The organism is Naumannella halotolerans (assembly GCF_004364645.1).
Taxonomy (GTDB): Bacteria; Actinomycetota; Actinomycetes; order Propionibacteriales; family Propionibacteriaceae; genus Naumannella; species Naumannella halotolerans.
Map to the genome: position 1 here is coordinate 1,783,039 of NZ_SOAW01000001.1, position 21,774 is coordinate 1,804,812.

Below are 21,774 nucleotides of genomic sequence, written 5' to 3' on the forward strand. Positions count from 1 at the left end.
TTGCCACGGCGACCGGGTCGCCGGGGCCGTCGGCCGGAGGCTCAGTTCGGAGGCATACCGCCACCCATGCCACCGCCGCCCACGCCACCACCGCCCATGCCGCCACCGCCCATGCCGCCACCAGCCGGCGCACCACCGCTGCCGCCGCCGAAACCGGTCCCGGTGTCATCACCGCTGGGCAGGGCCTGCTCCAGATCGGCCAGGACGACGACCTGTCCTGCATCCAGGCCGTCGGCGATCTGAGCCGTGGTGGCGCTGACCACGCCCAACGTCACCTCGACGGTCTGCAGTTGTTCGCCGTCGAGAACGTTGACCGTGGTCCGGCCGTTCTCGGTGGTGTAGGCCGACCGTGGGATGACCACGGCGTCGCTCGCCGAGCCGGTCGTGATCTCGGCGCTCGCCGGCAGATCGGGTACGGGTTGCGCGGCCGGATCGACCTCGGTGAGATCCAGGGTCAGCGTGACCGGGAACTCCGGACTGCCCGAGCTGGTGTCGGCGATGTCGGAGACCGCACTCACCTCGGCCGGGATGGCGGTATCGGCACCGGCCGGGGTGACGGTTGCCGTCTGTCCCACTTCGAGGTCGGCGATCTGGTCCTCGTCGGCCGTGGCGCTGATGGTGGTCGCACCGTCCCCGACCACCGTGATCACCGTCGTACCCGCAGTCACGCTGTCGCCTTCGGCGACGCCGACCGAGACGACCTCACCGGAGCTGCGAGCCCGAACGGTCGCACCCGCCAGATCGTCATTGGCTGCTGCGACCGCGGCCTCGGCGCTGTCGATGTCGGCCTGGTCCTGGGCCAGGGTCGCCGCGGTCACCTCCTGCCCGCCGGCCTCGGTTCCGGCCGCGCCGGTGGCATCAGCAGCGCCGGCCGAGGCAGCACCGGTGCCGGATGCGGCGGAGGCATCTCCGGTCGGCACCTCACCGGAGGCCGCTGTCTGGTCGGATCCGCCACCGGCAGCCGCGTCACCGGACGCAGTGTTCGCACCGGCTCCGCTGGTGCCGGTCGTCGACGGTGCCTGGGTCGAACCGGAATCCGCTGCCGCGCCTTCTCCGGTGCCCGTTTCCGGGGCACCCGACCCCTGACCGGTGGACCCGTCGGCGGAACCGGTCTCGGCCGGTTGCGAACCCGATCCCGCGCTGGCTGCCTCGAGGGTCCCGCTCAGTTCGGTCAGGGCCGTCTGCAAGGAGTCCTGGGCAGCAGCCGCCTGACCCTGAGCGCGTTGGACCTCACCCAGTGCGGCCGTGCACTCCGCCAATGCCCCGGCAGTTCCCTCCTCAGCGCCGGAATCCTCCCCAGGGCTGGCCGGGGACGAAGCGCTCGCACTCGCTGCCGGTTCGGCCGGGCCGGTACCGGCCGAGGCCGTCGGACTCACCGTGACCGCCGTCGTCGGTGAGACAGTCGGGTCGGTGTCGGTCGTCGCAGTCGCTGTTGGCGAGGCGGTCGCATTCGGTGATGCCGAAGCACCGGCTGCGGCACTCGAGGAGGCCGCGGCGCTGGGGCTGATCGACGCGCTCGGTGTCGCCACACTCGGGGTGGACGAGACACCCGCGGTGGCAGAATCGCTCGGCGTGGACGGAGCACTCGGGGTGGATGAGGCACTCGGGGTGGATGAGGCACTCGGGGTCGGGGTGGCCGATTCCTCGCCCTCGGATCCGCCGTAGGCATCGCTGCAGATGTCCTGTTGCTGCTGCAGCGCGTCGTCGGCGGCCTGCAGGGCTGCTCGACTCTCCGAGGCGGCGCTGGTGACCGCCTGTTGCTGCCGGCCGAGTTCGGCCAGCGCCTCCGAGACCGCCGAGTCCTCTCCGGCATCGGCCGGTTCTCCTGCGTTCGCCTCCTCGCCTCCACTGGTCTCCTCGGGCCCGCCGGCCTGAGCTTCCCCGCCAGCCTGAGCTCCCCCGCCGGCCTGTGCACCTGAGTCGGCCTGTGCTCCCCCATCGGCCTGTGCTCCTGCATTGGCCTGCTCGCCGGTCGTACCGGCCACGCCACTGCCCTGCGCAGACGTCCCGGCGCCCGTACCGGAGGCCGCCGACGGTGAGGCGGACGCACCGGTGGCATCGGCCTGTGCCGACTCCGCCACCGCGTCGGCCTGGGCCTCGGTGTCGGTCTCCAACTGCGCCTGCGCTGTTGCGAGCTCGGCCTCGGCGTCGAGCAGTGCGCTCTGCAGCGGCTCGGTGTCCAGCTCGGCCAGGACGTCGCCGGCACTCACCGTGTCGCCGACGCCCACCGCGACCTCACTGACGGTGCCGTCGGTGCCGAAGCTCTGGTCATGCCGTCCCGCCAGCACGACGGTGCCGGACAGTTCGGTGACCTGTTCCACCGCTCCCTGGGTGGCGACCACCGTCCGGTACGGCGATCCCTCCGATGCCGCCGACCAACCGGCCCAACCCGCGATCAGGACACCGACTGCCAGTACCGGTACGCCCGCACGCAGCCAACGGCGTGCCCGGGTGCGCGCCATCAGGAGGTCGCCTGTCCGCTCGGCGCCACACCACCACCGCGAGCTCCCATGCCCGGGCCGGCCATACCTGCGCTGCACTCACCGTCGGAACTCTCGGAGACGGCGATTGTCGAGGCGGCCATCGCCCCGGTGTCATCGGTCTCCCCCTGCGCACTCAGGCAGACACCGGTGACCACCGCGTCCGGATCGGCATCGACCGTCGCGGTGTAGTCGGTGTCGTCGCCGACGGTGACCGTGACCTCGGTGGTCTCGTCCCCGGCGTCGGGTCCGATGGGCATCGACGCGACCGTGAAGCCGTCATCGGCCACCGCGGTCACCTCACCGCGGGTGATCCCACCGGCCATCCCGCCGGCGCCACCCGGACGGCATCGCATCGGGGCGAGCGGACGGCATCCCTGCGGGTGCTTCACCCTCGGCGGGCGCCCCGCTCGGTGGTTGGCCGCCGCCGGGAGCCTGCTCGGCCTCGCTGCAACCCTCGTCCCCGGTGATCCCGACCGAGGTGGCGCTCACGGTGCCGTCGACGCTCTCACCGATCACGGTCACGCACACCCCGACGGTGACCTCGGCGAGCTCTGCCGACTCCTCGGCACTGAACGAGGTGTCGTCGTCCCAACTCACCGCGGTCTGTGCCTCGTTTCCTTGGACCTGAGCGGTGTCACCGTCGACCGCGGCGACCAGTCCGGAGACCCCCGGACCGGAAGAACCCGGGTTGCGTCCACCACCACCGGCTGCCGGCGCGGGTGCGGCCGTCGACCCGGTTGCCTCCGCGCTCGATGCCCCGTCCTCGCTGCCGCAGGCGGTGAGACCGAGGGTGAGTGCACCGACGACGGTGGCGCAGAGCACCACCCGGGAGAGCCCGGAAGTGCCGGACGGGCTCGAGCCCTGGCCGTGGGTGATCATGGAAGTCCTTTCGTGGAGCGTTCGATGGTGGGGATCGGCGGACCGGCCGATCATCAGTCCGACCTCAGCGCGTCGATCGGGGTCAACCGGGCGGCTCTGCTCGCCGGGTAGACGCCGAAGCCCACACCGAGCGCGAGTGAGGTCACCAGGGCGGCAGCGGTGGCCAGCCACGACAGTGTGACCGCCTGGTCGACGAGGGCGGGCAGCACGAGCGCACCGACCGCACCGATGGCCACTCCGATCGCGCCGCCGATCAGGCCGAGGATCGAGGCCTCGACCAGGAACTGTCGACGGATCGTGCTGGGTGTGGCACCCAGTGCCTTGCGCAGACCGATCTCCTTCACCCGTTCGGTGACCGAGACGAGCATGATGTTCATCACCCCGATACCGCCCACCAGCAAGGAGATTCCGGCGACCCCGGCGAGCAGGACGGTGAAGGTCTCGCTGGTCTCACTGGCCGTCTCCAGCAGCGAGGTCTGGCTGGTGATCGAGAAGTCGGCATCCTCGGTGCTGACCCCGTCACGGGCGAGCAGCAGGGAGTTGATCTCCTGGTAGGCGGCGCTGAGTTGATCGGCGCCGGCGGCCTCGACGTAGATCATCGAGACCGTCAGCTGATCACCACTGGACTCACCGCTGAGCTGCCCGGCGGTGGACATGGGGACGATGATCTGATCATCCTCCGAACTCGTCCCGGACGACGAACCGGTGCTGTCGAGGATGCCGATCACCGTCAGTGTCGCGCCATCGACGCGTACTGTCTCACCGACCGGGCTGATCGAAGAGTCACCGAACAGCTCGGAGGCGGTGTCAGGGTCCAGCACTGCCACCGGTGCTCCCGAACTGGCCTCTGCGTCGGTGAAGAAGCGACCGGCATCGAGGGTCCGGGTACGCACGTCGAGCCACGATGTGCTGGTGCCGACCGCGAGGTGGTCCAGTTCGTGGCATCGACGGTGGCCGTCACCGACGTCGAGGTCGTGGCCGCCACCTGCGCCACATCGGGTACCGCGGATCTGTCACCGATCGCCTCGGCGTCGGCGAGGGTCAAGGTGGAGGCCGAGCCGAACCCACCCCGGGTGCCGTCGCTGGACGTGGTCGATCCGGGCGCGACGATCAGCAGGTTCGAGCCGAGTGAACTGATCGGGTCCTCGACCTCCTCCTGTGCCCCCTGGCCGAGGCCGACGGTGAGGATCACCGAGGCGATGCCGATCACGATCCCGAGCATGGTCAGCACCGAGCGCAGCCGGTTGGCGCGTACCGCGTCGAAGGCGGTACGGAAGGTCTCCGCCCAGTTCATCGGCCGACCCCCACCGCGGCACCGGTGAGCACGTCGTCGACGATCTGCCCGTCGGCGATCACCAGATTCCGGGCGGCCCTGGCCGCCACCTCGTTCTCGTGGGTGATCACGATGATCGTGCGTCCGGCGGCGTGCAGATCGTCGAGCAGCCCCAGGACATCGGCGGTGGAGGTGGACTCCAGGTTCCCGGTCGGTTCGTCGGCCAGCACCAAGGCCGGTTCGGTGACCAGGGCACGGGCGATCGCCACCCGTTGCTGTTGTCCTCCGGACAGCTCGCCGGGACGGTTCTCCACCCGATCGCCGAGTCCCACCTGCTCCAGTGCGGTGATCGCCCGCCGGCGTCGTTCGGCGCGCGGGGTTCCGCGATAGACCAGGGGCAGTTCGACATTGCGCCAGGCCGGCAACGACGGCAACAGGTGGAACTGCTGGAAGACGAAACCGATCTGCCGGTTCCGCACCTCGGCCAGTTCGGCCTCGCTCATGTCCGCGACCGGATCACCGGCCAGCCGGTAGACCCCGGCGGTGGCGACATCCAGACAGCCCAGGATGTGCATCAGCGTCGACTTGCCCGAACCCGACGGACCGATCACCGCGACGTACTCGCCGCGTTCGATCTGCAGGCTCACGCCCCGCAGCGCCTCGAACTCGATCGCACCGGTGCGATAGGTCTTGCGTACCGCGTCGAGTTCGAGGATCGGGTGACCGGCCGCTTCGGAGCCCTCGGCCCCACCGGCATCCTGCACCGGCAGCCGCCGGGTCGGGTCGTCGTCGAAGTCCCACTCGCTGGTCTCGCGGACAACGGTCGGATCGTCCTCACCGAAGTCGTCGCGGCCGCTCACTGACCACCGTCCATATTCGGCACCGCGCCACCGCCGGGCATCTGTCCCGATCCCCCGGGCATACCCTGCCCACCACCGGGCATACCTTGGCCACCACCGGGCATACCTTGGCCACCACCGGGCATACCTCCGGCACCGCCTTGTTGCCCACTCCCGGTCGGCAAGGTGATCCCCGGCACCTCGACGACATCACCGTCGGCCAGGCCGGAGACGATCTCGGTCGACATACCCGACACCTCGCCGATCTCGACCGGGACCCGTTCGGTCGCGGTGACCGCACCGTCCTCGTCGGTCACGGTGACGAGGTCGACATAGGTGGCATCGTCCTCGCCGGTCTGGATCGCGGCGATGCTGACTGCCAGCACGTCGGTCCGCTGGGAGACCATGATCGACACATCGACGCTCACCCCGGCATACAGGTCGTCGCGTTGGCCGGTGATCTCGATGGTGACCGGGAACCCGGCCGATCCCGCATCGTCCACCTCGGGCAGCACTGCCACCTCCGAGACGGTGCCGAAGACAGGTTCGGTGAGATCGGTGGCGGTCAGTTCGACCTGCATCCCGTCGGTCACCTGGTCGACCTCGTCGGCGCTGACGGTGGCGTCGACGACGAAGGTGCCGTCGGAGACCAGGGAGATCGCGGCGCTCTCGGCCGTGGACTCGGTGCTGGTCGACGTGCTGGTCGAGGTGCCCGTACCCGTACCACCGGCGGCCGCCTGTTCGGTCGAGGTGTCGGTCGACCCGCTGGTCTGACCGGTCCCGGTGCCGACGACATCACCCACCTCGTACCCGACCTCGGTGACGATGCCGTCGATGTCGGCGGTCAGGGTCGCATTGTCCAAGGCGGTCTCGGCATCGGTGACCGCGGACTCGGCCTGGGCGAGCTAGGTGGTGGCAGCCGCCTCGGTGGCATCGGTGTCGGCCTCGTCGACGGCTTCCTGCGCTGCTTCGTAGGAGGCTTCGGCAGCGGTCAACTCGGCAGCCGGGACGGTGTCGTCAACCACCGCCAGTTCGTCACCGGCGCTGACGCTGTCCCCGGCCTCGACCAACACCTCGGTCACGGTTCCGGAGACCTCGAAGGATTCCTCGGCACTCTCCGCAGCGGCGACGGTCCCGCTGGTGGAGATGGTCTGTTCGAGTGTGGTGGTGGCCACCGTTGCCGTCGTGCTCCGGGCTGCCTCCTGATCTGCCGGATCCCGAAGGACGAGCCGGCCGCCGACGGCGACCAGCGCAACGACAATCAGTCCAGCGGCGATGATCATGATTCGACCTCGCCGTTTCAGGGCGTGCTTCGCCACGCAGGTCCTCCTCGTCGGAAGTCCGGGCCGGGAATGCGAATGCGTGCGCACCCCTACGCGGTCACGGACTCGACAACTGTGTCGGTACCGACTGTGGGGTTGGTCGAATCCTCATGTGTTTCCCCTGTGGGGAAGGGTTCGAAGCTGTGAGTTCGTGCGTCATCGCGGGCTTCACCACCGATGCCGGATCGCAGTTCGTGGTCGGAGGCCGATCTCGCCTCCCGCACTCGGCCTCGGCCGACCCACCGCGGATTTCTCGGTCGGGGCGACAGGACTCGAACCTGCGATCCCCTGCTCCCAAAGCAGGTGCCCTAGCCACTGGGCCACGCCCCGGTCACCCCGACGGGGGCGAACCGCGTACGAGTCTAGCCGAAACGCCGCCTCATCCGCGTACGAGTTGCTGGTGGATGGCCAGCCAGGCGATCGCCCGCAGGTCCTCGACGCTGAACGGCGCCTGTGGTCGCAACCGCGCCAGTGCCCAGCTCTCGGCCCGATCCAGGATGCTTCCCGGCAGATCGGCCAACTGTTCACCCGTTCCACCGGCCGGGCCCAGCTGTGCCCATACCTCGTCGGGCTGGGTGGCTGCCCAGGCCAGCAGTTCGCCCACCTCGGCCGGGGACAGCCCATCGGACTCCCCCGGCAGCCCGGCTCCCAGCCGCAGCAGCACCTGATCGGGGCTGGTCGCCATCCGCGGTGGCGCCGGGGTCGCCTCGCCGAGCAACAGTGCTGCCCCCCGGACGTGCATCCGGGCGAGGTCGCCACCGGGCCCGGTCATGGTCTGCGCGGCGGCGGCGAACTCGGCCGGGACGACCCCGTCGTACCACCCGGCCGTGCTGGCTCCGGTGGCCGCAGTGATCACCGCCAGCGGATCGGTGGGGGGCAGCCGCTGAGCCGTCTCCTCGGCCAGGGCGACGGCATCGGGATGGGCTCCTCGGGCCGAGGCGTGCAACAACACCAACGCCTCGGCGATCCGCCCTTCGTCACTGCGCACCCCGGTCTGTTCGGTCGCCGAGGCCACGGCCTCGATCAACGCGTCCAGCCGGTACGGCAGGCTCAGCGTCAACTCGGTGGTGCCGGTCCCCTGGTGCACCAGCACCTGTTGCACCCCGGGAGCCTCGCCGTGATGCACCAGCGCGGCATCCGGCAGGTCCAGCTCGAGTGCGGCACCGGGCTCCAGCTCGAGCCGGCGGGGCAGCCAGCGCGGCAGGCCCCTCGCAGCGGCGGCCGGATCGGGAAGGCGCTCGGCCCGCCACAGGACGACATGCTGCTCGCCCGGCGCCAGCTCACGGGCATCCATGATCACCGCCGCCTCGGTCCCTGCCATCGGAGTGGTCGAAGCAGCCGGATCATTCAGCTGCAGGGTTCCCAACCGCGGACGCAGCGACCAGACCGGACCGATGCCTCGCGGGGGCAGATTCACGATCAACCCGTCGGCACCGGCCAGCCAGCTCCGCCGCTGCCACCCGTCGGTGGCCTCGATGTCGAGTACCGCAGCGACCCGGGTCGCCGTCTGCCGACGGTTCGCCAACCGGATCCGCCAGTTCCAGATCCCATCGGCTCCATGCCGTTGTTCGACACCGATGCCGTCGATCTCGGTCCGACACTCCACCTCGTCGACATCGGCCCGGAGGTCCCAGCGCCCGGCCGGCCGGAACTGTCCGTCGACGACCAGACCCCGCAGCGCCAGCCGTACCCCCGCAGCAGCCGCCACCGCCTCGGAGTCGATCACCACCGGGGTCTGGTCGATGATCAACTGCGCCGCTGACAATTCCCGCACCAGAACAGATTACGCCCCTCCACGACCTTGGTCCGGATCCGGGAACCGCAGACCAGGCAGGGAAGATCGTTGCGGCGATAGACGTAGACCTCGCCACCATGATCATCGACGCGTGGATCGCGGCCCATCGCTTCGGGGGTGTGCTCGGGCCGGACGGTGTCGATCCGGTTGTCCCGCACCCCCAGCGGCATCAGCTGCACCAGGTCGGACCAGATCGCCAGCCAGCTCGTGCGCTTCAGCCGACTGCCCGCGGTAAACGGGTTGATCCGGTTCCGGAACAGGACCTCGGCGCGATAGACGTTGCCGATGCCGGCGATCACCGACTGGTCCATCAGCAGTGCGGCGATGGACTTGCCCGAGCGATGGATCCGCTGCCAGGCGATCTCGGGGTCGGCATCGGCACGCAAGGGATCGGGCCCGAGTCGGGCGACCACCGCCACCAACTCCGCCGGGGTGATCAACGCACAGGTCTGCGGACCGCGCAGTTCGGCGAAGTGTTCGTCCACCTCGATCCGAAGGCGTGCCGGGGCGGCCAGCGGCTGGTCGAAGCGAAGGCTGCCGATCAGTCCCAGATGGATGTGGATCACCAACTCCGAGCGGTCACCGAACCCGAGGAACAGATGCTTGCCGTAGCTGTCGGCCCCGGCCCACGGCTGGCCGTCGACCAGTGCCGCGGAATCGGCGAACCGGCCCTGCGGACTGCTGATCCGCGGACGGGTGCCGGCGAACACCGCGTTCAGGTCCTGGGCCAGCCGCCGGAGTGTATGTCCCTCCGGCATCGCTCAGCGCTTGGACTCTTCGTAGGCGGTCAGTTCATCGATCCTGCGCTGGTGCCGGGGTGCCTGGGAGAAGGGGGTGGACAAGAACAGCTTGGCCAACGCGATCGCCCCCTCGGTGGTGTGCATCCGGGCACCGATCCCGGCGACCTGGGCGTCGTTGTGCTCGCGGGCGGCGAGGGCGGTCTCCTCACTGTGGACCAGGGCGGCCCGAATGCCCTCCACCTTGTTCGCCGCGATCTGCTCACCGTTGCCCGAGCCGCCGATGACGATGCCCAACGCATCGGTCTCCTCGCGTACCGCCTCGGCGCACTCGATGCAGAATCCCGGGTAGTCGTCCTCCGGGTCGTAGGCGAAGGCACCGTGGTCGGTGACGTCGTACCCGTCGTCGACGAGCGCCTTCAGCAGTTCGGCCTTGAGTTCGAAACCGGCATGGTCGGCAGCCAGATGTACACGCATGGGTCAACTATGGCGCATCGGACCGGCTCTTGGCGGGCCGCTGTAGCCTCCGAACGTGCCATTCACAGGTCCCGGCGGCCCGCAGCGACCCGCACGCTGGTCGCGTCGGGCCGCGCTCGGCCTGGGGATCGGTCTGGGTACGGCAGCGGTGACCGGTTGCAGCGACCAGGGCGACTCCACCGGGCAGAGCGGCGCTACCTCCACCGCCTACTGCGTGGATCGCGCCGAACTCGCCACCCGGGAGCGGATCGCCGACGTCCGACTGGCCTATGAGGAGACCAACCAATTCGACTCGGTACGCATCGACGGCGGCTTCGCCGACCAGCTCGACGAGTGGCTGGGCTTCTTCATCGAGAACTCCGGCCTGCCGAGGCCGGACCGGATCCGGCACTTCGGGACCTGGGTCGACGGCAGCGGCTCCGACAACTGCACCTCCTGGCACAACTCCGGCCGGGCGATCGACTTCACCCGGTTCGTCGCCGGCGACGACGAGTTCGTCTCGCTGCGCTACGACCAGTGGCGAGATCGCGATGACCTCGAGCAGATCCGGCGACGCTATTGGGCAACGGCAGCCAGCCTGTGCCGGCACTTCTCCTATGTGGTCACCTATCTCTACAACGACGCCCATGCCAACCACATCCACATCGACAACGGCTTCTCGGGCTCGTCCATGGCCTGGTTCACCAGCGGCTCGCAGACGCAGGTGCAGGCCGCCCAGGCCATCTGCACCTATTTGTTCGACGTCGAGGTGGAGATCACCGGCAGCTGGGACCGGGCGACCCGCCGCGCCACCGACCAGGTGCTGGAGCAGATCGGGGTCGGCGGCAGCCTGACCGATGACGGTGCCTGGACCGAGTTCACCGGTGCCGCCACCGGCCGGGGTGCCTGAGTCGGCGACCCGGCCGGTGGCGTGGCGCCACTGCAGCTCAGTCGAAGACCAGATCGGTGTCCCGGCTGCGCTTCAGCTCGTAGAAGTAGTCGAACTCGGTGACCAGGGAGAAGCCGTCGAAGAGTCGGCCGGCCGCCTCACCCTTCGGCGCCCGGGTGATCACCGGGCCGAACAGCGACTTGCCGTTGATCCGTACCACCGGCGTACCGACCTCGTCGCCGACCGGGTCCATGCCCTGGTGGTGGGATTCCCGCAATGCCACGTCATTGGCATCGGAGTCACCCAGCTCGATCAGCTCGGCCGGCAGTCCGAGATCGGCCAGGGCGCCGACGATGGCGTCCTTGCGGTCCTCCTTCTGCACGTGGATCCGGGTGCCGATGGCGGTGTAGAACTCCGCCAGTTTCTCCGATCCGTACTGTTGCTCCACGGCCAGGGCAACCCGGACCGGGGCCCAGGCGGTGGCCAGCATCTCCCGGTAGTCGGCCGGGATGTCCTTGTTCTCGTTGAGCACGGCAAGGCTCATCAGGTGCACGGCCACCTTCACCGGTCGTACCTTCTCCACCTCGAGCAGCCAACGTGAGGTCAGCCAGGCGAAGGGGCAGACCGGGTCCACCCAGATGTCGACCTGCGCATGTTCGTTTGCCGGATTCGTCATGTTTTCAGCCTAGACCCCTCCCAAATCCCGGGTTTGGGTTGTCCAGTAGGCCAGAATCGAGGGCAGGGAGAGCCGTCGCGGCGGCACCCTGACGCAGTGATCGGCCGTTTCGGTCCGATCACAGACAAGATCGCACGATCAGGACAAGGTCGACCCCAAGGCCAGGTGATCACCGCCCGGGTGTCGTCGCCGAGAAAGGTTGCCGGGGCATGTACGCCAACATCACGCGAGCCGAGGCCCAGGCCCGCTCAGCACTGATCTCCACCCACCACTACCACGTGACGGTCGACCTCACCGGACGCTTCCCCGACGGCTCCCCACTGCCCGAGCCGGAGTCGACCTTCGGTGCGAGCTCCTCGATCACCTTCACCTCCGGTGCCGGACAGACCCATGTCGACGTGATCGCCGAGCGGCTGCTCGGCGCCCGGCTGGACGGCGAGCCGATCCCGACCGACGGATTCGACGGTACGCGGCTGCCGATCACCCTGACCGAAGGTGATCACCGGCTGGAGGTGACGGCCATCCACCGGTACAGCCGTTCCGGGGAGGGTCTGCACCGCTTCGTCGACCCGGCCGACGGCAAGATCTACCTCTACACCCAGTTCGAGACCGCCGATGCACGGCGGATGTATGCCAACTTCGAGCAGCCGGACCTGAAGGCGACCTTCGACTTCGTCATCCGCGCACCGCAGGGCTGGACGGTGATCAGCAACACCGTCGCCGACTCCCCCGCCGACATCGGTGACGGCTTCGCCCAGTGGACCTTCGCCACCACCGCACCGATCTCCACCTACATCACCGCGCTGGTGGCCGGTGAGTACCACCGGGTGACGCGGGAACACACCACCGCTGCCGGCACTCGCGTACCGATGTCGCTGGTGGCCCGCCAGTCCTTGGTCGACCATCTCGACGCCGACCGGATCTGGGACACCACGACCGCCGGATTCGACGTCTTCGAGAAGCACTTCGGGCAGCAATACCCCTTCGGCAGCTACGACCAGGCCTTCGTCCCCGAGTACAACATGGGCGCGATGGAGAACGCCGGTTGTGTCACCTTCCGCGACGAGTACCTGTTCCGCTCCCGGGTGACCGAGGCGGCCTACGAGAGCCGCGACAACACGATCCTGCACGAACTCGCCCACATGTGGTTCGGCGATCTGGTGACCATGAAGTGGTGGGACGACCTGTGGCTGAACGAGTCGTTCGCCGAATGGGCCTCGCACTTCGCGCAGTCGCAGATCATGGATGATCCCGATCATGCCTGGGCGATCTTCGGCTCGGCCCGCAAGACCTGGGCGTATCGGGTCGATCAACTTCCCACCACCCACCCGATCGCGGCCGACATGGTCGACCTGGCCGCGGTGGAACTCAACTTCGACGGCATCACCTACGCCAAGGGCGCCTCCTCGTTGCGGCAACTGGTGGAGTACGTGGGTCAGGATTCCTTCCTGGCCGGGCTCCGGGACTACTTCGCCGAGCACAAATGGGGCAACACCGAACTCGGTGACCTGCTCGTGGCACTGGAGAAGGTGTCGGGGCGGGACCTCGGGAGCTGGTCGGCGGCCTGGCTCGAACAACCCGGGGTGAACACCCTGCGCGCGGAGTTCGCTGTCGACGACCAGGGCAATTTCACCGAGTTCGCGGTCCGGCAGAGAGCCCCCGAGCTGTGGCCGACCCTGCGGCCGCACCGGATCGGCATCGGCCTGTACCGGTTGACCGACGGGAAGCTGACCCGTACCCAGCTGATCGACACCGACGTCGACGGCGAGCGCACCGAGGTCCCCGAACTGGTCGGGCTCAGCCAACCGGACCTGGTCCTGTTGAACGACGGCGACCGCACCTACGCCAAGGTACGGCTGGACGACCGTTCCCTGCAGACGGTGATCGAGCACCTGCCCGAACTCGATTCCGAACTGGCTCGGGTGGTCGTCATGGCCGCAGCCTGGGACATGTGCCGCGATGCCGAGTTCTCGGTGGCCGGATACGTCGATCTGGTGGTCGGCAGTGTGGGCAGCGAATCGGATCTGACCGCGGTCCAGCGCACCCTGGGCCAGGCCTTGCTCGCGGTGCGCCGCTATGCCACCGATCCGGCACCGGGCAATGCCCTGGTCGCCGGATTGGTCGGTCTGTTGAAGGATGCCGCCCCGGGATCGGACCACCAGTTGGTCTTCGCCCGCTCCCTGGCCAGCGCGGTGAGCAACGCCGCCGGGATCGACCTGCTGCAGGGCTGGCTGGCCGGTGAGGAGGTCCCGCAGGGGCTGACCATCGACCAGGACTTCCGCTGGCACCTGATCACTCAGCTCTCCCGTCTCGGGGGTGCCGACCTGGCGGTGATCGAGAACGAGGCCGAGACCGACAACACGATCACCGGTTCGGAGCGGGCGGCTGCGGCCCGGGCAGCGGGAAACACCGCCGAGGCCAAGGAATGGGCCTGGCAGACTGCGACCGCCGATCCCTCGGTGCCGAACGAGACGCACCGGCAGATCTGCACCGCGTTCAACCAGCCGGGGCAGACCGAGCTGCTGGCGCCCTACCTGGGCCGCTACCTGGACGTGGCGAAGGAGATCTCCGAGGGCGGTTCCTGGAACGATCGCGGTTCGCAGGCAGCGCAGAATGTGCTGGAGTACCTGTTCCCGGCGGCGGCTGCCGATGATGCGTTCCTCGGCCGGGCCGAGGCATGGCTCGCCGAGACCTCACCGAGCGACACTGTACGACGGGTGTTCACCGAGCAGCTCGACGACGTCGCCCGGACCCAGCGCTGTCGGGAGTTCAACTCCACCCCCACGGCCGGTTGATCATGGCCGGCACCGTGGGCGAGCTGACCGAGCTGGTGCACCGGCACTGGCCGCCGAGCACTGCCGAGTCCTGGGATCGGGTCGGTCTGGTCTGCGGCGACCGCGAGGCGACAGTGGACAAGGTCCTGCTCAGTGTCGACGTCACCTGGGAGGTGGTACGCCAGGCGCAGCAGGTCGGTGCGCAGATGATCATCGCGCACCACCCCTTGCTGTTGAAGGGAATCCATTCGGTCGATCCGCAGACACCGAAGGGACGGATCCTGACCGAGTTGATCAGTTCCGGCATCGCCTTGGTCTGTGCCCACACGAATGCCGACATCGCCGCCGACGGCGTCTCCCAGGCGATGGCCGAGGCGATCGGCCTGATCGATCTTCGTCCGTTGGTCCAGCGACAGCGCCAACCAGCTCGTGATCAACTCGTCGTCCAGGTGCCGACCGATCACCTGACCGAGCTCGTCGATGCCCTGTCCGAGGCGGGTGCGGGCGCGATCGGTGACTACGACCGCTGCTACTTCGCCAGCGACGGCACCGGCAGCTTCCGGCCCGGGGCCGGGGCGAATCCGTACCTGGGCACACCCGGTGAGATCGAGCAGGTGGCCGAGACCCGGGTGGAGATGATCATGCCTCGCACGCGGCGCGATCACGTGGTCGCGGCGCTGCGGCGGGCCCATCCCTATGAGGAACCGGCCTGGCATGTGATCGAGTTGCCGCCCGAACCGTCGGCGGAGGGTCTGGGCCGGATCGGCACCGTGCGGCCGCCGATGCGGTTGGCCGATTTCGCCGCCCGGGTCGCCGATGCGCTACCCGCCACCGTCTCCGGGGTACGCGTCAGCGGTGACCCCGATGCCCTGATCGGCACCGTTGCCCTGCTGGGCGGGGCGGGTGACTCCGAGCTGTCCACCGCGGCAGCCGCCGGTGTCGATGCCTATCTGACCTCCGATCTGCGTCACCACCCCGCCAGTGAGTTCCGCGAGGCCGCCGATGCCCCGGCACTGCTCGATGTCTCCCACTGGGCTGCGGAATGGACCTGGTTGCCGCTGCTCGGACGGATCATCGCCGCCGAGACCTCGGCTGCTGCGGTGGTCTCCGAGTTGCGCACCGACGCCTGGAACTTCGCCGTCCACCGGGCCGGCTGAACGGATCGGCGTCCTCGGGTCGCCATGTCCGATTTCCGCCAGAGCCGCTCGCTCGGCAGTGTCATGCTGGAGCCATGACCAGCACCGGCCCGATCACCGCACCGCCCGCCGGCGGTGCCGGGCAGTTGCCCGATGAGGCGACCTGCTACCGGGCGCTGAGCGGTCGCGACCCCCGGTTCGACGGTTGGATCTACGTCGGCGTCACCTCCACCGGCATCTACTGTCGCCCGTCCTGCCCGGCCCGTACCCCGAAACCGGGCAACTGCCGCTGGTTCGCCGCCGCCGGCGCCGCCCAGCAGGCCGGATTCCGCGCCTGCCGCCGCTGCCACCCCGATGCGGTGCCCGGCTCCCCGGCGTGGAATCTGCGCAATGACGTCGCCGGCCGGGCGATGCGGTTGATCGCCGACGGCACCGTCGACCGGGAAGGGGTGGCCGGTCTCGCCAGTCGGCTGGGGTACAGCGAGCGACAGTTGCAAAGGGTCCTGATCGCCGAGACCGGCGCACCGCCGCTGGTGCTGGCCCGCGCCCAGCGCGCCCATGCCGCCCGGCTGCTGATCGAGAACAGCGCCCTGCCGATGACCGACATCGCCTTCGCCGCCGGGTTCTCCTCGGTGCGCCAGTTCAACGAGACGGTACGCGAGGTGTTCTCCCTCACCCCGACCCAGTTGCGTACCGCCCGCAAGGGCGTGGCGCCCGGCCCCGGGGTCCTCCGGTTGCGCCTGCCCGTGCGCCAACCCTTCGCCGGCTGGGCCCTGCTGGAGTTCTTCGGCCGCCGCACCGTCACCGGGCTGGAGGCATCGAGGTTCACCGACGAGACGGTCAGCTTCACCCGTTCGGTACGCCTGCCTGCCGGTGCCGCCACCTTCACCCTGCACTACGACGGCGAATCCCTGCAGGCCCAGGTTCGGCTGCAGGAACTGTCCGATCTCGGACCGTTGGTAGCCCGGTTACGACGGATGTGTGACCTCGATGCCGATCCCGAGGCCGTCGATCGCAGCCTGGCCCGGCATCGGGGTCTGGCGGCCATGGTCCGGGCCCGGCCGGGACTTCGGATCCCGGGCACCCCGGCTGCCGACGAACTGGTGATCCGGGCGCTGCTCGGTCAGCAGATCTCCCTGCAGGGCGGAACCACCGCCACCTCACGGCTGGTCGCCGAGTACGGCGAACCGTTGCCGGACAACCTGGTCGACGGATCGGTCACGATGCTCTTTCCGAGTGCCGAGCGGCTCGCCGCGGCGGACCCGGAGGCATTGGCGATGCCCCGGGCACGCGGCCGGGCGCTGGTCGGACTGGCGAGTGCCCTGGCCACCGGCGCACTCGACCTGAGCCCCGGCAGCGACAGCCGTCAGGTCTGCCGACAGCTGCTGTCATTGCGCGGGATCGGGCCCTGGACCACCGGTTACACGGCCCTGCGCGGGCTCGGCGATCCCGATGTGTTGTTGTCCTCCGACCTGATCATCGCCCGCCAGCTGCAGCGCCACGACCTGACCGACGACACCTCGTACCTGGCACCGTGGCGCAGCTACGCCACGGTCCATCTGTGGAATGGAGCCTGCTGATGACCGACCGATCCCCCGCCTTCACCGCCACCATCTCGACCGTCGGCGGCGAGTTGACCTACCTGTGGCGCGACCGCGGGGGCGCACCGGTGATCATTGCCAGTGGCTGGGCAGAGGCAAAGACGCTGCAGGCGCTGGTCCATCCGGATCTGCGCCCCGAACAGGTGAGCCGGCGATCCCACCCGGCGGTCACCGAGGCGGTCGGCGGCTGGGCCGACGGTGCGGCCGACTCACTCGATGCGATCGCAGTGGAACAACGCGGAGGGGCGTTCATCGGCCACGCCTGGCAGGTCCTGCGGACGGTACGCGGCACGATCACCTACACCGAGTTCGCCGCCAGGTCAGGCAACCCGCGGGCGGTACGGGCAGCGGCCACCGCCTGTGCCCGGAACGCTGCAGCCCTGTTCGTGCCCTGTCACCGGGTGCTGCGCAGCGACGGCTCGCTGGGCGGATTCCGCTACGGTCTGCAGGTCAAACAGGCACTGATCGCCCACGAGAAGCGTGCCGGCTGAGAAGTCAGTGCTCGAGCGCGAACTCGGAGCTGCGGCGACGGTTCGGCAGGTCCCGCCCGGCACGCCCGAGCAGATTCAGACCGGCCAGGATGCCGTCGGCCGTCTTGCCGAGGGCGACCTCCTGCTGAATCGTCGACGCGGCTCGGGCACACTCGGCATCGCTGATCCGCCGCGCGGCCTCGGTCCCGGTGGCGACCTCCACCGCCAGCGAATCAGGATCGACCACCAGGACCACACTGGAGGCGGGTTCACGCTGGCCGGAGATCACCTTCTTCGCGAACTCCTTCGGGTCACCGTCCGGGCCGCCGACGAACAGGCAGAAACGCATCCCGGAGCGGTCCTCGGCCTCGACCAGTGCGCTCTTGAACGCCTCGATCTCGGCGGAGTTGAAACTGGCGCCGGGCTCCTCCAGGTAGGACCAGGACTGCCGGGTGGCGGGGGCTCCGGCGCCGTGGGCGGGAACGGTCCGATTCAGATGCGCCAGCCCCGGTGAGTACACCGCACCCAGCCACAACGGCTTGCGGGCGAAGCTCTTGTCATCACCGCGCTTGGCCAGGGCGGGGGCGTAGACCAGCAGGGCCAGCAGCAGCGCCAGCCCGACCGGAATGCCGATGATCCCGAGCAGGAGTTGCAGACCGGACAGCTGATCTGCCGCCGGCCAACCGGGCAACGTCTCAAGGGGCACGATGGAGATGCTGAAGATTCCGCTCACGGCCCCTAGGCTAGTGCAGCCGCGCCCCCGACGCGCGCCCACCCGTAGCATGTGTGGCCGACCCGATCGTCGACCGCCCGCTGCGGCAGGGTGTGGTCGACCGGGCCCCAGTGGCCGAGGAGAGACGGAGACCGCACGTGACCACCGATCCTGCACCGCAGCCCACCGGTGACGGTGGGGACACCGGTACCGAGGCATCCGATTCCCGGGCCCGGGTGGTGCTCGACAGCGAGGAGATCGGCCGGACGGTCACCCGGATGGCGCACGAGATCCTGGAGGCCAACCGCGGCGCCGAGAACCTGGTGCTGCTGGGCATCCCGACCCGAGGAGTACCACTGGCCGAACGGCTGGCCGGCGCGATCGGCGCCGTCGAAGGCACCCCACCCCCGCTCGGTCAGCTCGACATCACGATGTACCGCGACGATCTGCGCCGGCAACCGACCCGCAGTGTCGGGCGGACCAGCATCCCGAACAGCATCGACGACGCCACCGTGGTGCTGGTCGACGACGTGCTGTTCTCGGGCCGCAGTGTCGCCGCGGCACTGGATGCGCTGAAGGACCTGGGCCGGCCACGGGCGATCCGGTTGGCGGTGCTGGTCGACCGCGGGCACCGGCAGCTGCCGATCCGTGCCGATCATGTGGGCAAGAATCTGCCGACGGCAGCCGAGGAACGGGTTCGTGTGCGTTTCGCCGAGACCGACCCGGCCACCGAGGTGACGATAGAGCCCGAACCGCGCAAGGAGGGTGAACGCCTGTGAGGAACCTGTTGTCGGCGGCGGATCTGAGCGCCGAGGAGGTGTTCTCCATCCTGGACCTGGCCGAGGAGATGTCGGAGGTGCAGGCGCGGCCGATCAAGAAGCTGCCCGCACTGCGTGGCCGGACCGTGGTGAACCTCTTCTTCGAGGACTCCACCCGTACCCGCTCCTCCTTCGAACTGGCCGGCAAGTGGCTGTCGGCCGACGTGATCAACGTCTCGGCGAAGGGTTCGAGTGTGTCCAAGGGTGAATCCCTGCGGGACACCGTGCTGACCATCGCCGCCATGGGGGTGGACGCCATGGTGATCCGCCACTCCGCCTCGGGTGCGCCGGCACAGGCAGCCGCCTGGACCCAGATCCCGGTGCTCAACGCCGGCGACGGTACCCATGAACACCCGACCCAGGCACTGCTGGACGCCTTCGCGATCCGTCGGCACCTGCGACGCAGCGACCCCGAGGCCGAGATCGCGGGGAAGAAGATTGCGATCGTCGGCGATCTCACCCACTCCCGGGTGGCCCGCTCGGGGGTCTCGCTGCTCCGTACCCTGGGCGCCGAGATCGTCCTGGTCGCCCCGCCCACGCTGATGCCCAGCGGCGTCGGGACCTGGCCGGTCAGCCTGTCCACCGATCTGGACGAGGTGCTGGGCGAGGTCGATGTGGCGATGATGTTGCGGGTGCAACGCGAACGGATGTCCGGTGGCTACTTCCCCACCCCGCGGGAATACACCGTCGGGTACGGATTGACCAGGGATCGGCTCGCGAAGCTGAAGCCCGGCGCTGCGATCTGCCACCCGGGTCCGATGAACCGCGGCCTGGAGATCAGCGCCGATGCCGCCGACGCCGCCTCCTCCCTGGTCCTGGAACAGGTCGCCGCCGGGGTCGCGGTGAGGATGAGCGTGCTGTACCACCTGTTGGGTGGGGAGGAGGACCAGTGAGCACATCACAGCGACCGCTGTTGATCACCGGCGTCGAGTTCGTCGACGGTTCCGGCGGGGATCTGTTGATCATCGACGGTGCATTCGTCGATCCGGACCGGGCGCCGGCCGATGTCGAGCGGGTCGATGCCACCGGTCTGCTGGCCCTGCCCGGGCTGGTCGATCCGCACACCCATCTGCGCGAACCCGGCCGGGAGGACACCGAGACGATCGCCACCGGTACGGCTGCGGCCGCCCGTGGCGGTTTCACCGCGGTGGCGGCGATGGCCAACACCCAGCCGGTCACCGACACCGCCGAGGCGGCCGAGTTCGTCCACGACACCGCGATCCGCGAGGGTGCGGCGAAGGTGCAGCCGGTGGGCGCGGTCTCCAAGGGCCTGGCCGGGGAGGAACTGGCCGAACTGGGGTTGATGGCGCGCAGTCGGGCCGGGGTGCGGATGTTCTCCGACGACGGTCGATGCGTCGCCGACCCGCTGCTGATGCGACGTGCGTTGGAGTATGTCCGCGCCTTCGACGGTGTGATCGCCCAGCACGCCCAGGATCCACGACTGGCCGGACCGGGAGCCTGTTGTCACGAGGGTGAGATCTCGGGCCGGCTCGGACTGGGGGGATGGCCGGCCGTTGCGGAGTCGGTGATCGTCGCCCGGGACGTACAACTCGCCGAGCTCACCGGATCCCGGTTGCACGTCTGCCATGTCAGCACCGCCGAGAGCGTCGAGGTCCTCCGGTGGGCCAAACAACGCGGGATCAGGGTGAGCGCCGAGGTCACCCCGCACCACCTGCTGCTGACCACCGACGAGGTGCTCGGTTACGACCCCACCTACAAGGTGAATCCGCCGCTGCGGCCGGCCGAGGATGTGCAGGCCCTGCGCCAGGCACTGGTCGACGGCACCATCGACGCGGTCGGCACCGACCATGCACCGCATGCGCGACAGGACAAGGAACATGCCTTCGCCGATGCCGCGTTCGGCATGCTCGGCCTGGAGACCGCGCTCGGGGTGGTGATCGAGACCATGATCGATTCCGGGTTGATCGACTGGTTCCGGCTAGTCGAGGTGATGAGTGCAGCCCCGGCCAGGATCCTCGGCCTCTCCGACCAGGGGCAGCCCCTGGTCGAAGGGTCACCTGGCAACCTGACCCTGATCGATCCCGGTGCCCGGGCGAGGGTGGATGCCGGTGATTCACTGTCGTTGTCGCGGAACAACCCGTGGCACGGCCGGGATCTGCCGGACCCGGTCCAGCTGACGGTCTGGTCGGGCCGGATCACCTACCGACGCAGCTGAGGAGCGCCCATGCTGGACTGGATTCCCACCCAGGTCGTGGAGGTACTGCAGTCGGTCCCGTTCCGGATCCTGATCCTGATCGTCCTGGCCCTGGTGGTACGCGGTGTGCTGGCCCGGATGATCACCAGCGCCTTCCGCCGCGCCGCCGACAGCCGGCCGTACCTGTCGCTCGGCTCGAAGCCCGACGTACGGCGTGCGCAGCGGTTGAAGGCACTGGGGTCGATGGTCCGGTCGGTGACCAGTGTCCTGGTCTTCGTGATCTTCGCCTCGATCATCCTGGCCGAGTTGGGATTCAACATCACCGGGTTGTTGACCGGTACGACGATCGTCGCCGCCACCGTCGCCTTCGGTATGCAGAACGTGATCAAGGACCTGGTGGCCGGTGTCAGCATGTTGATCGAGGACCAGCTCGGGGTCGGTGACTACGTCGACCTCGAGGAGGCGTCGGGAACGGTCGAACGCGTGGGGCTGCGTACCACCACCGTGCGCGATGACAACGGCAACGTCTGGTACGTCCGCAACGGTGAGGTGACCCGGGTGGGCAACTTCTCCCAGGGCGGGACCGCTCGCCCGGTGCCGACCGACCAGCAGGTGTTGCCGGTCCGGTTGGTCGAGCCCGCGGACGAACAGCAGCGGGGTCCCGCGGACGGGGAGATCTGACCCTGTGCGAGTCGGCCGTCGGGCCAGGAGCACTGCCCGCACGCCGACTCCGGACAACAGTGCCGGCGCCGAACGGGG

Annotated in this window: 21 protein-coding genes, 1 tRNA gene and 1 pseudogene; 9 read left to right on the forward strand and 14 right to left on the reverse strand. The window is 69.2% G+C overall.

Annotation, left to right across the window (positions count from 1 at the left end; all coding sequences use genetic code 11):
• Nucleotides 1–41: 41 nt before the first annotated feature.
• From CLV29_RS08255 to CLV29_RS08305, 12 genes and pseudogenes are all read right to left on the reverse strand, one after another.
• The gene (locus tag CLV29_RS08255) at nucleotides 42–2,462 is read right to left on the reverse strand and encodes a permuted SH3 domain-containing protein (RefSeq protein WP_133754443.1); all 2,421 of its coding nucleotides are present in this window, start codon (nucleotides 2,460–2,462) and stop codon (nucleotides 42–44) included.
• Nucleotides 2,462–2,740, reverse strand: coding sequence for a hypothetical protein (locus CLV29_RS08260; RefSeq protein WP_133754444.1), 279 nt, complete (start codon nucleotides 2,738–2,740; stop codon nucleotides 2,462–2,464). Before CLV29_RS08260 ends, CLV29_RS08255 begins: the two co-directional genes overlap by 1 nt.
• Nucleotides 2,741–2,780: 40 nt before the next feature.
• Nucleotides 2,781–3,362, reverse strand: coding sequence for a hypothetical protein (locus CLV29_RS08265; protein WP_133754445.1), 582 nt, complete (start codon nucleotides 3,360–3,362; stop codon nucleotides 2,781–2,783).
• A gap of 53 nt (nucleotides 3,363–3,415) precedes the next feature.
• Nucleotides 3,416–4,255: an ABC transporter permease gene (locus CLV29_RS08270; protein ID WP_243831799.1), complete on the reverse strand. Its 840-nt coding sequence runs from the start codon at nucleotides 4,253–4,255 to the stop codon at nucleotides 3,416–3,418.
• Between the two features lie 92 nt (nucleotides 4,256–4,347).
• A pseudogene (locus CLV29_RS16790) lies at nucleotides 4,348–4,656 on the reverse strand (ABC transporter permease); the annotation flags it as partial.
• The gene (locus CLV29_RS08275; protein ID WP_166649234.1) at nucleotides 4,653–5,351 is read right to left on the reverse strand and encodes an ABC transporter ATP-binding protein; all 699 of its coding nucleotides are present in this window, start codon (nucleotides 5,349–5,351) and stop codon (nucleotides 4,653–4,655) included. The pseudogene CLV29_RS16790 and the gene CLV29_RS08275, both read right to left, overlap by 4 nt.
• 140 nt (nucleotides 5,352–5,491) lie before the next feature.
• Nucleotides 5,492–6,337 carry an efflux RND transporter periplasmic adaptor subunit gene (locus CLV29_RS08280; RefSeq protein ID WP_133754446.1) on the reverse strand — a complete coding sequence of 282 codons (846 nt, stop codon included), beginning with the start codon at nucleotides 6,335–6,337 and terminating at the stop codon, nucleotides 5,492–5,494.
• Between the two features lie 42 nt (nucleotides 6,338–6,379).
• On the reverse strand, nucleotides 6,380–6,793 hold the full coding sequence (locus CLV29_RS08285; protein WP_133754447.1) for an efflux RND transporter periplasmic adaptor subunit: 414 nt from the start codon (nucleotides 6,791–6,793) through the stop codon (nucleotides 6,380–6,382).
• Nucleotides 6,794–7,053: 260 nt separating this feature from the next.
• A tRNA-Pro gene (locus CLV29_RS08290) sits at nucleotides 7,054–7,126 on the reverse strand.
• 49 nt (nucleotides 7,127–7,175) lie between these two features.
• Nucleotides 7,176–8,570 (reverse strand): hypothetical protein, encoded by a 1,395-nt coding sequence (locus CLV29_RS08295; RefSeq protein WP_133754448.1) that lies wholly within the window; start codon nucleotides 8,568–8,570, stop codon nucleotides 7,176–7,178.
• Nucleotides 8,543–9,349 (reverse strand): Fpg/Nei family DNA glycosylase, encoded by an 807-nt coding sequence (locus CLV29_RS08300; protein WP_133754449.1) that lies wholly within the window; start codon nucleotides 9,347–9,349, stop codon nucleotides 8,543–8,545. The genes CLV29_RS08295 and CLV29_RS08300 overlap by 28 nt, the downstream gene beginning before the upstream one ends.
• 3 nt (nucleotides 9,350–9,352) lie before the next feature.
• Nucleotides 9,353–9,805, reverse strand: a complete 453-nt coding sequence (locus CLV29_RS08305; RefSeq protein WP_133754450.1) for a ribose-5-phosphate isomerase — start codon at nucleotides 9,803–9,805, stop codon at nucleotides 9,353–9,355.
• Between the two features lie 55 nt (nucleotides 9,806–9,860).
• On the opposite strand from CLV29_RS08305, the gene CLV29_RS08310 reads away from it, so the two are divergent.
• Nucleotides 9,861–10,694, forward strand: a complete 834-nt coding sequence (locus CLV29_RS08310) for an extensin family protein (RefSeq protein ID WP_133754451.1) — start codon at nucleotides 9,861–9,863, stop codon at nucleotides 10,692–10,694.
• Between the two features lie 37 nt (nucleotides 10,695–10,731).
• Here CLV29_RS08310 and CLV29_RS08315 read toward each other — a convergent pair whose 3' ends face one another.
• The gene (locus CLV29_RS08315; RefSeq protein WP_133754452.1) at nucleotides 10,732–11,349 is read right to left on the reverse strand and encodes a mycothiol-dependent nitroreductase Rv2466c family protein; all 618 of its coding nucleotides are present in this window, start codon (nucleotides 11,347–11,349) and stop codon (nucleotides 10,732–10,734) included.
• 209 nt (nucleotides 11,350–11,558) lie between these two features.
• Here CLV29_RS08315 and pepN point away from each other — a divergent pair, with 209 nt between their 5' ends.
• The 4 genes from pepN to CLV29_RS08335 all read left to right on the forward strand — a co-directional run bounded on the left by pepN (nucleotide 11,559) and on the right by CLV29_RS08335 (nucleotide 17,351).
• Nucleotides 11,559–14,144, forward strand: a complete 2,586-nt coding sequence (gene pepN / locus CLV29_RS08320; protein WP_133754453.1) for an aminopeptidase N — start codon at nucleotides 11,559–11,561, stop codon at nucleotides 14,142–14,144.
• 2 nt (nucleotides 14,145–14,146) lie between these two features.
• Nucleotides 14,147–15,280 carry a Nif3-like dinuclear metal center hexameric protein gene (locus tag CLV29_RS08325; RefSeq protein ID WP_166649177.1) on the forward strand — a complete coding sequence of 378 codons (1,134 nt, stop codon included), beginning with the start codon at nucleotides 14,147–14,149 and terminating at the stop codon, nucleotides 15,278–15,280.
• 74 nt (nucleotides 15,281–15,354) lie between these two features.
• The gene (locus tag CLV29_RS08330) at nucleotides 15,355–16,839 is read left to right on the forward strand and encodes a DNA-3-methyladenine glycosylase 2 family protein (RefSeq protein ID WP_133754455.1); all 1,485 of its coding nucleotides are present in this window, start codon (nucleotides 15,355–15,357) and stop codon (nucleotides 16,837–16,839) included.
• Nucleotides 16,839–17,351: a methylated-DNA--[protein]-cysteine S-methyltransferase gene (locus CLV29_RS08335; protein WP_133754456.1), complete on the forward strand. Its 513-nt coding sequence runs from the start codon at nucleotides 16,839–16,841 to the stop codon at nucleotides 17,349–17,351. Before CLV29_RS08330 ends, CLV29_RS08335 begins: the two co-directional genes overlap by 1 nt.
• A gap of 4 nt (nucleotides 17,352–17,355) precedes the next feature.
• Here CLV29_RS08335 and CLV29_RS08340 read toward each other — a convergent pair whose 3' ends face one another.
• A complete protein-coding gene (locus tag CLV29_RS08340) occupies nucleotides 17,356–18,063 on the reverse strand; it encodes a TPM domain-containing protein (RefSeq protein WP_166649178.1) in 708 nt (235 codons plus the stop codon).
• A gap of 137 nt (nucleotides 18,064–18,200) precedes the next feature.
• Here CLV29_RS08340 and pyrR point away from each other — a divergent pair, with 137 nt between their 5' ends.
• The 4 genes from pyrR to CLV29_RS08360 are packed head-to-tail and all read left to right on the forward strand — an operon-like array spanning nucleotide 18,201 to nucleotide 21,696.
• Complete coding sequence (pyrR, locus tag CLV29_RS08345) at nucleotides 18,201–18,821, forward strand: bifunctional pyr operon transcriptional regulator/uracil phosphoribosyltransferase PyrR (protein ID WP_133754458.1); 621 nt, start codon at nucleotides 18,201–18,203, stop codon at nucleotides 18,819–18,821.
• Nucleotides 18,818–19,753, forward strand: coding sequence for an aspartate carbamoyltransferase catalytic subunit (locus tag CLV29_RS08350; RefSeq protein ID WP_133754459.1), 936 nt, complete (start codon nucleotides 18,818–18,820; stop codon nucleotides 19,751–19,753). Before pyrR ends, CLV29_RS08350 begins: the two co-directional genes overlap by 4 nt.
• Nucleotides 19,750–21,036, forward strand: a complete 1,287-nt coding sequence (locus CLV29_RS08355; protein WP_166649179.1) for a dihydroorotase — start codon at nucleotides 19,750–19,752, stop codon at nucleotides 21,034–21,036. Before CLV29_RS08350 ends, CLV29_RS08355 begins: the two co-directional genes overlap by 4 nt.
• Nucleotides 21,037–21,045: 9 nt before the next feature.
• Nucleotides 21,046–21,696: a mechanosensitive ion channel family protein gene (locus CLV29_RS08360; RefSeq protein WP_133754460.1), complete on the forward strand. Its 651-nt coding sequence runs from the start codon at nucleotides 21,046–21,048 to the stop codon at nucleotides 21,694–21,696.
• Nucleotides 21,697–21,774: the final 78 nt, after the last annotated feature.

Bases quoted from the DNA above. Each gene is read 5' to 3' on its own strand.
- CLV29_RS08325 (WP_166649177.1), top strand. From the start codon at position 14,147: ATGGCCGGCACCGTGGGCGAGCTGACCGAGCTGGTGCACCGGCACTGG.
- CLV29_RS08315 (WP_133754452.1), bottom strand. From the start codon at position 11,349: ATGACGAATCCGGCAAACGAACATGCGCAGGTCGACATCTGGGTGGAC.
- CLV29_RS08305 (WP_133754450.1), bottom strand. From the start codon at position 9,805: ATGCGTGTACATCTGGCTGCCGACCATGCCGGTTTCGAACTCAAGGCC.
- CLV29_RS08255 (WP_133754443.1), bottom strand. From the start codon at position 2,462: ATGGCGCGCACCCGGGCACGCCGTTGGCTGCGTGCGGGCGTACCGGTA.
- CLV29_RS08300 (WP_133754449.1), bottom strand. From the start codon at position 9,349: ATGCCGGAGGGACATACACTCCGGCGGCTGGCCCAGGACCTGAACGCG.
- CLV29_RS08265 (WP_133754445.1), bottom strand. From the start codon at position 3,362: ATGATCACCCACGGCCAGGGCTCGAGCCCGTCCGGCACTTCCGGGCTC.
- CLV29_RS08260 (WP_133754444.1), bottom strand. From the start codon at position 2,740: ATGCCCATCGGACCCGACGCCGGGGACGAGACCACCGAGGTCACGGTC.
- CLV29_RS08360 (WP_133754460.1), top strand. From the start codon at position 21,046: ATGCTGGACTGGATTCCCACCCAGGTCGTGGAGGTACTGCAGTCGGTC.
- pepN (WP_133754453.1), top strand. From the start codon at position 11,559: ATGTACGCCAACATCACGCGAGCCGAGGCCCAGGCCCGCTCAGCACTG.
- CLV29_RS08335 (WP_133754456.1), top strand. From the start codon at position 16,839: ATGACCGACCGATCCCCCGCCTTCACCGCCACCATCTCGACCGTCGGC.
- CLV29_RS08330 (WP_133754455.1), top strand. From the start codon at position 15,355: ATGACCAGCACCGGCCCGATCACCGCACCGCCCGCCGGCGGTGCCGGG.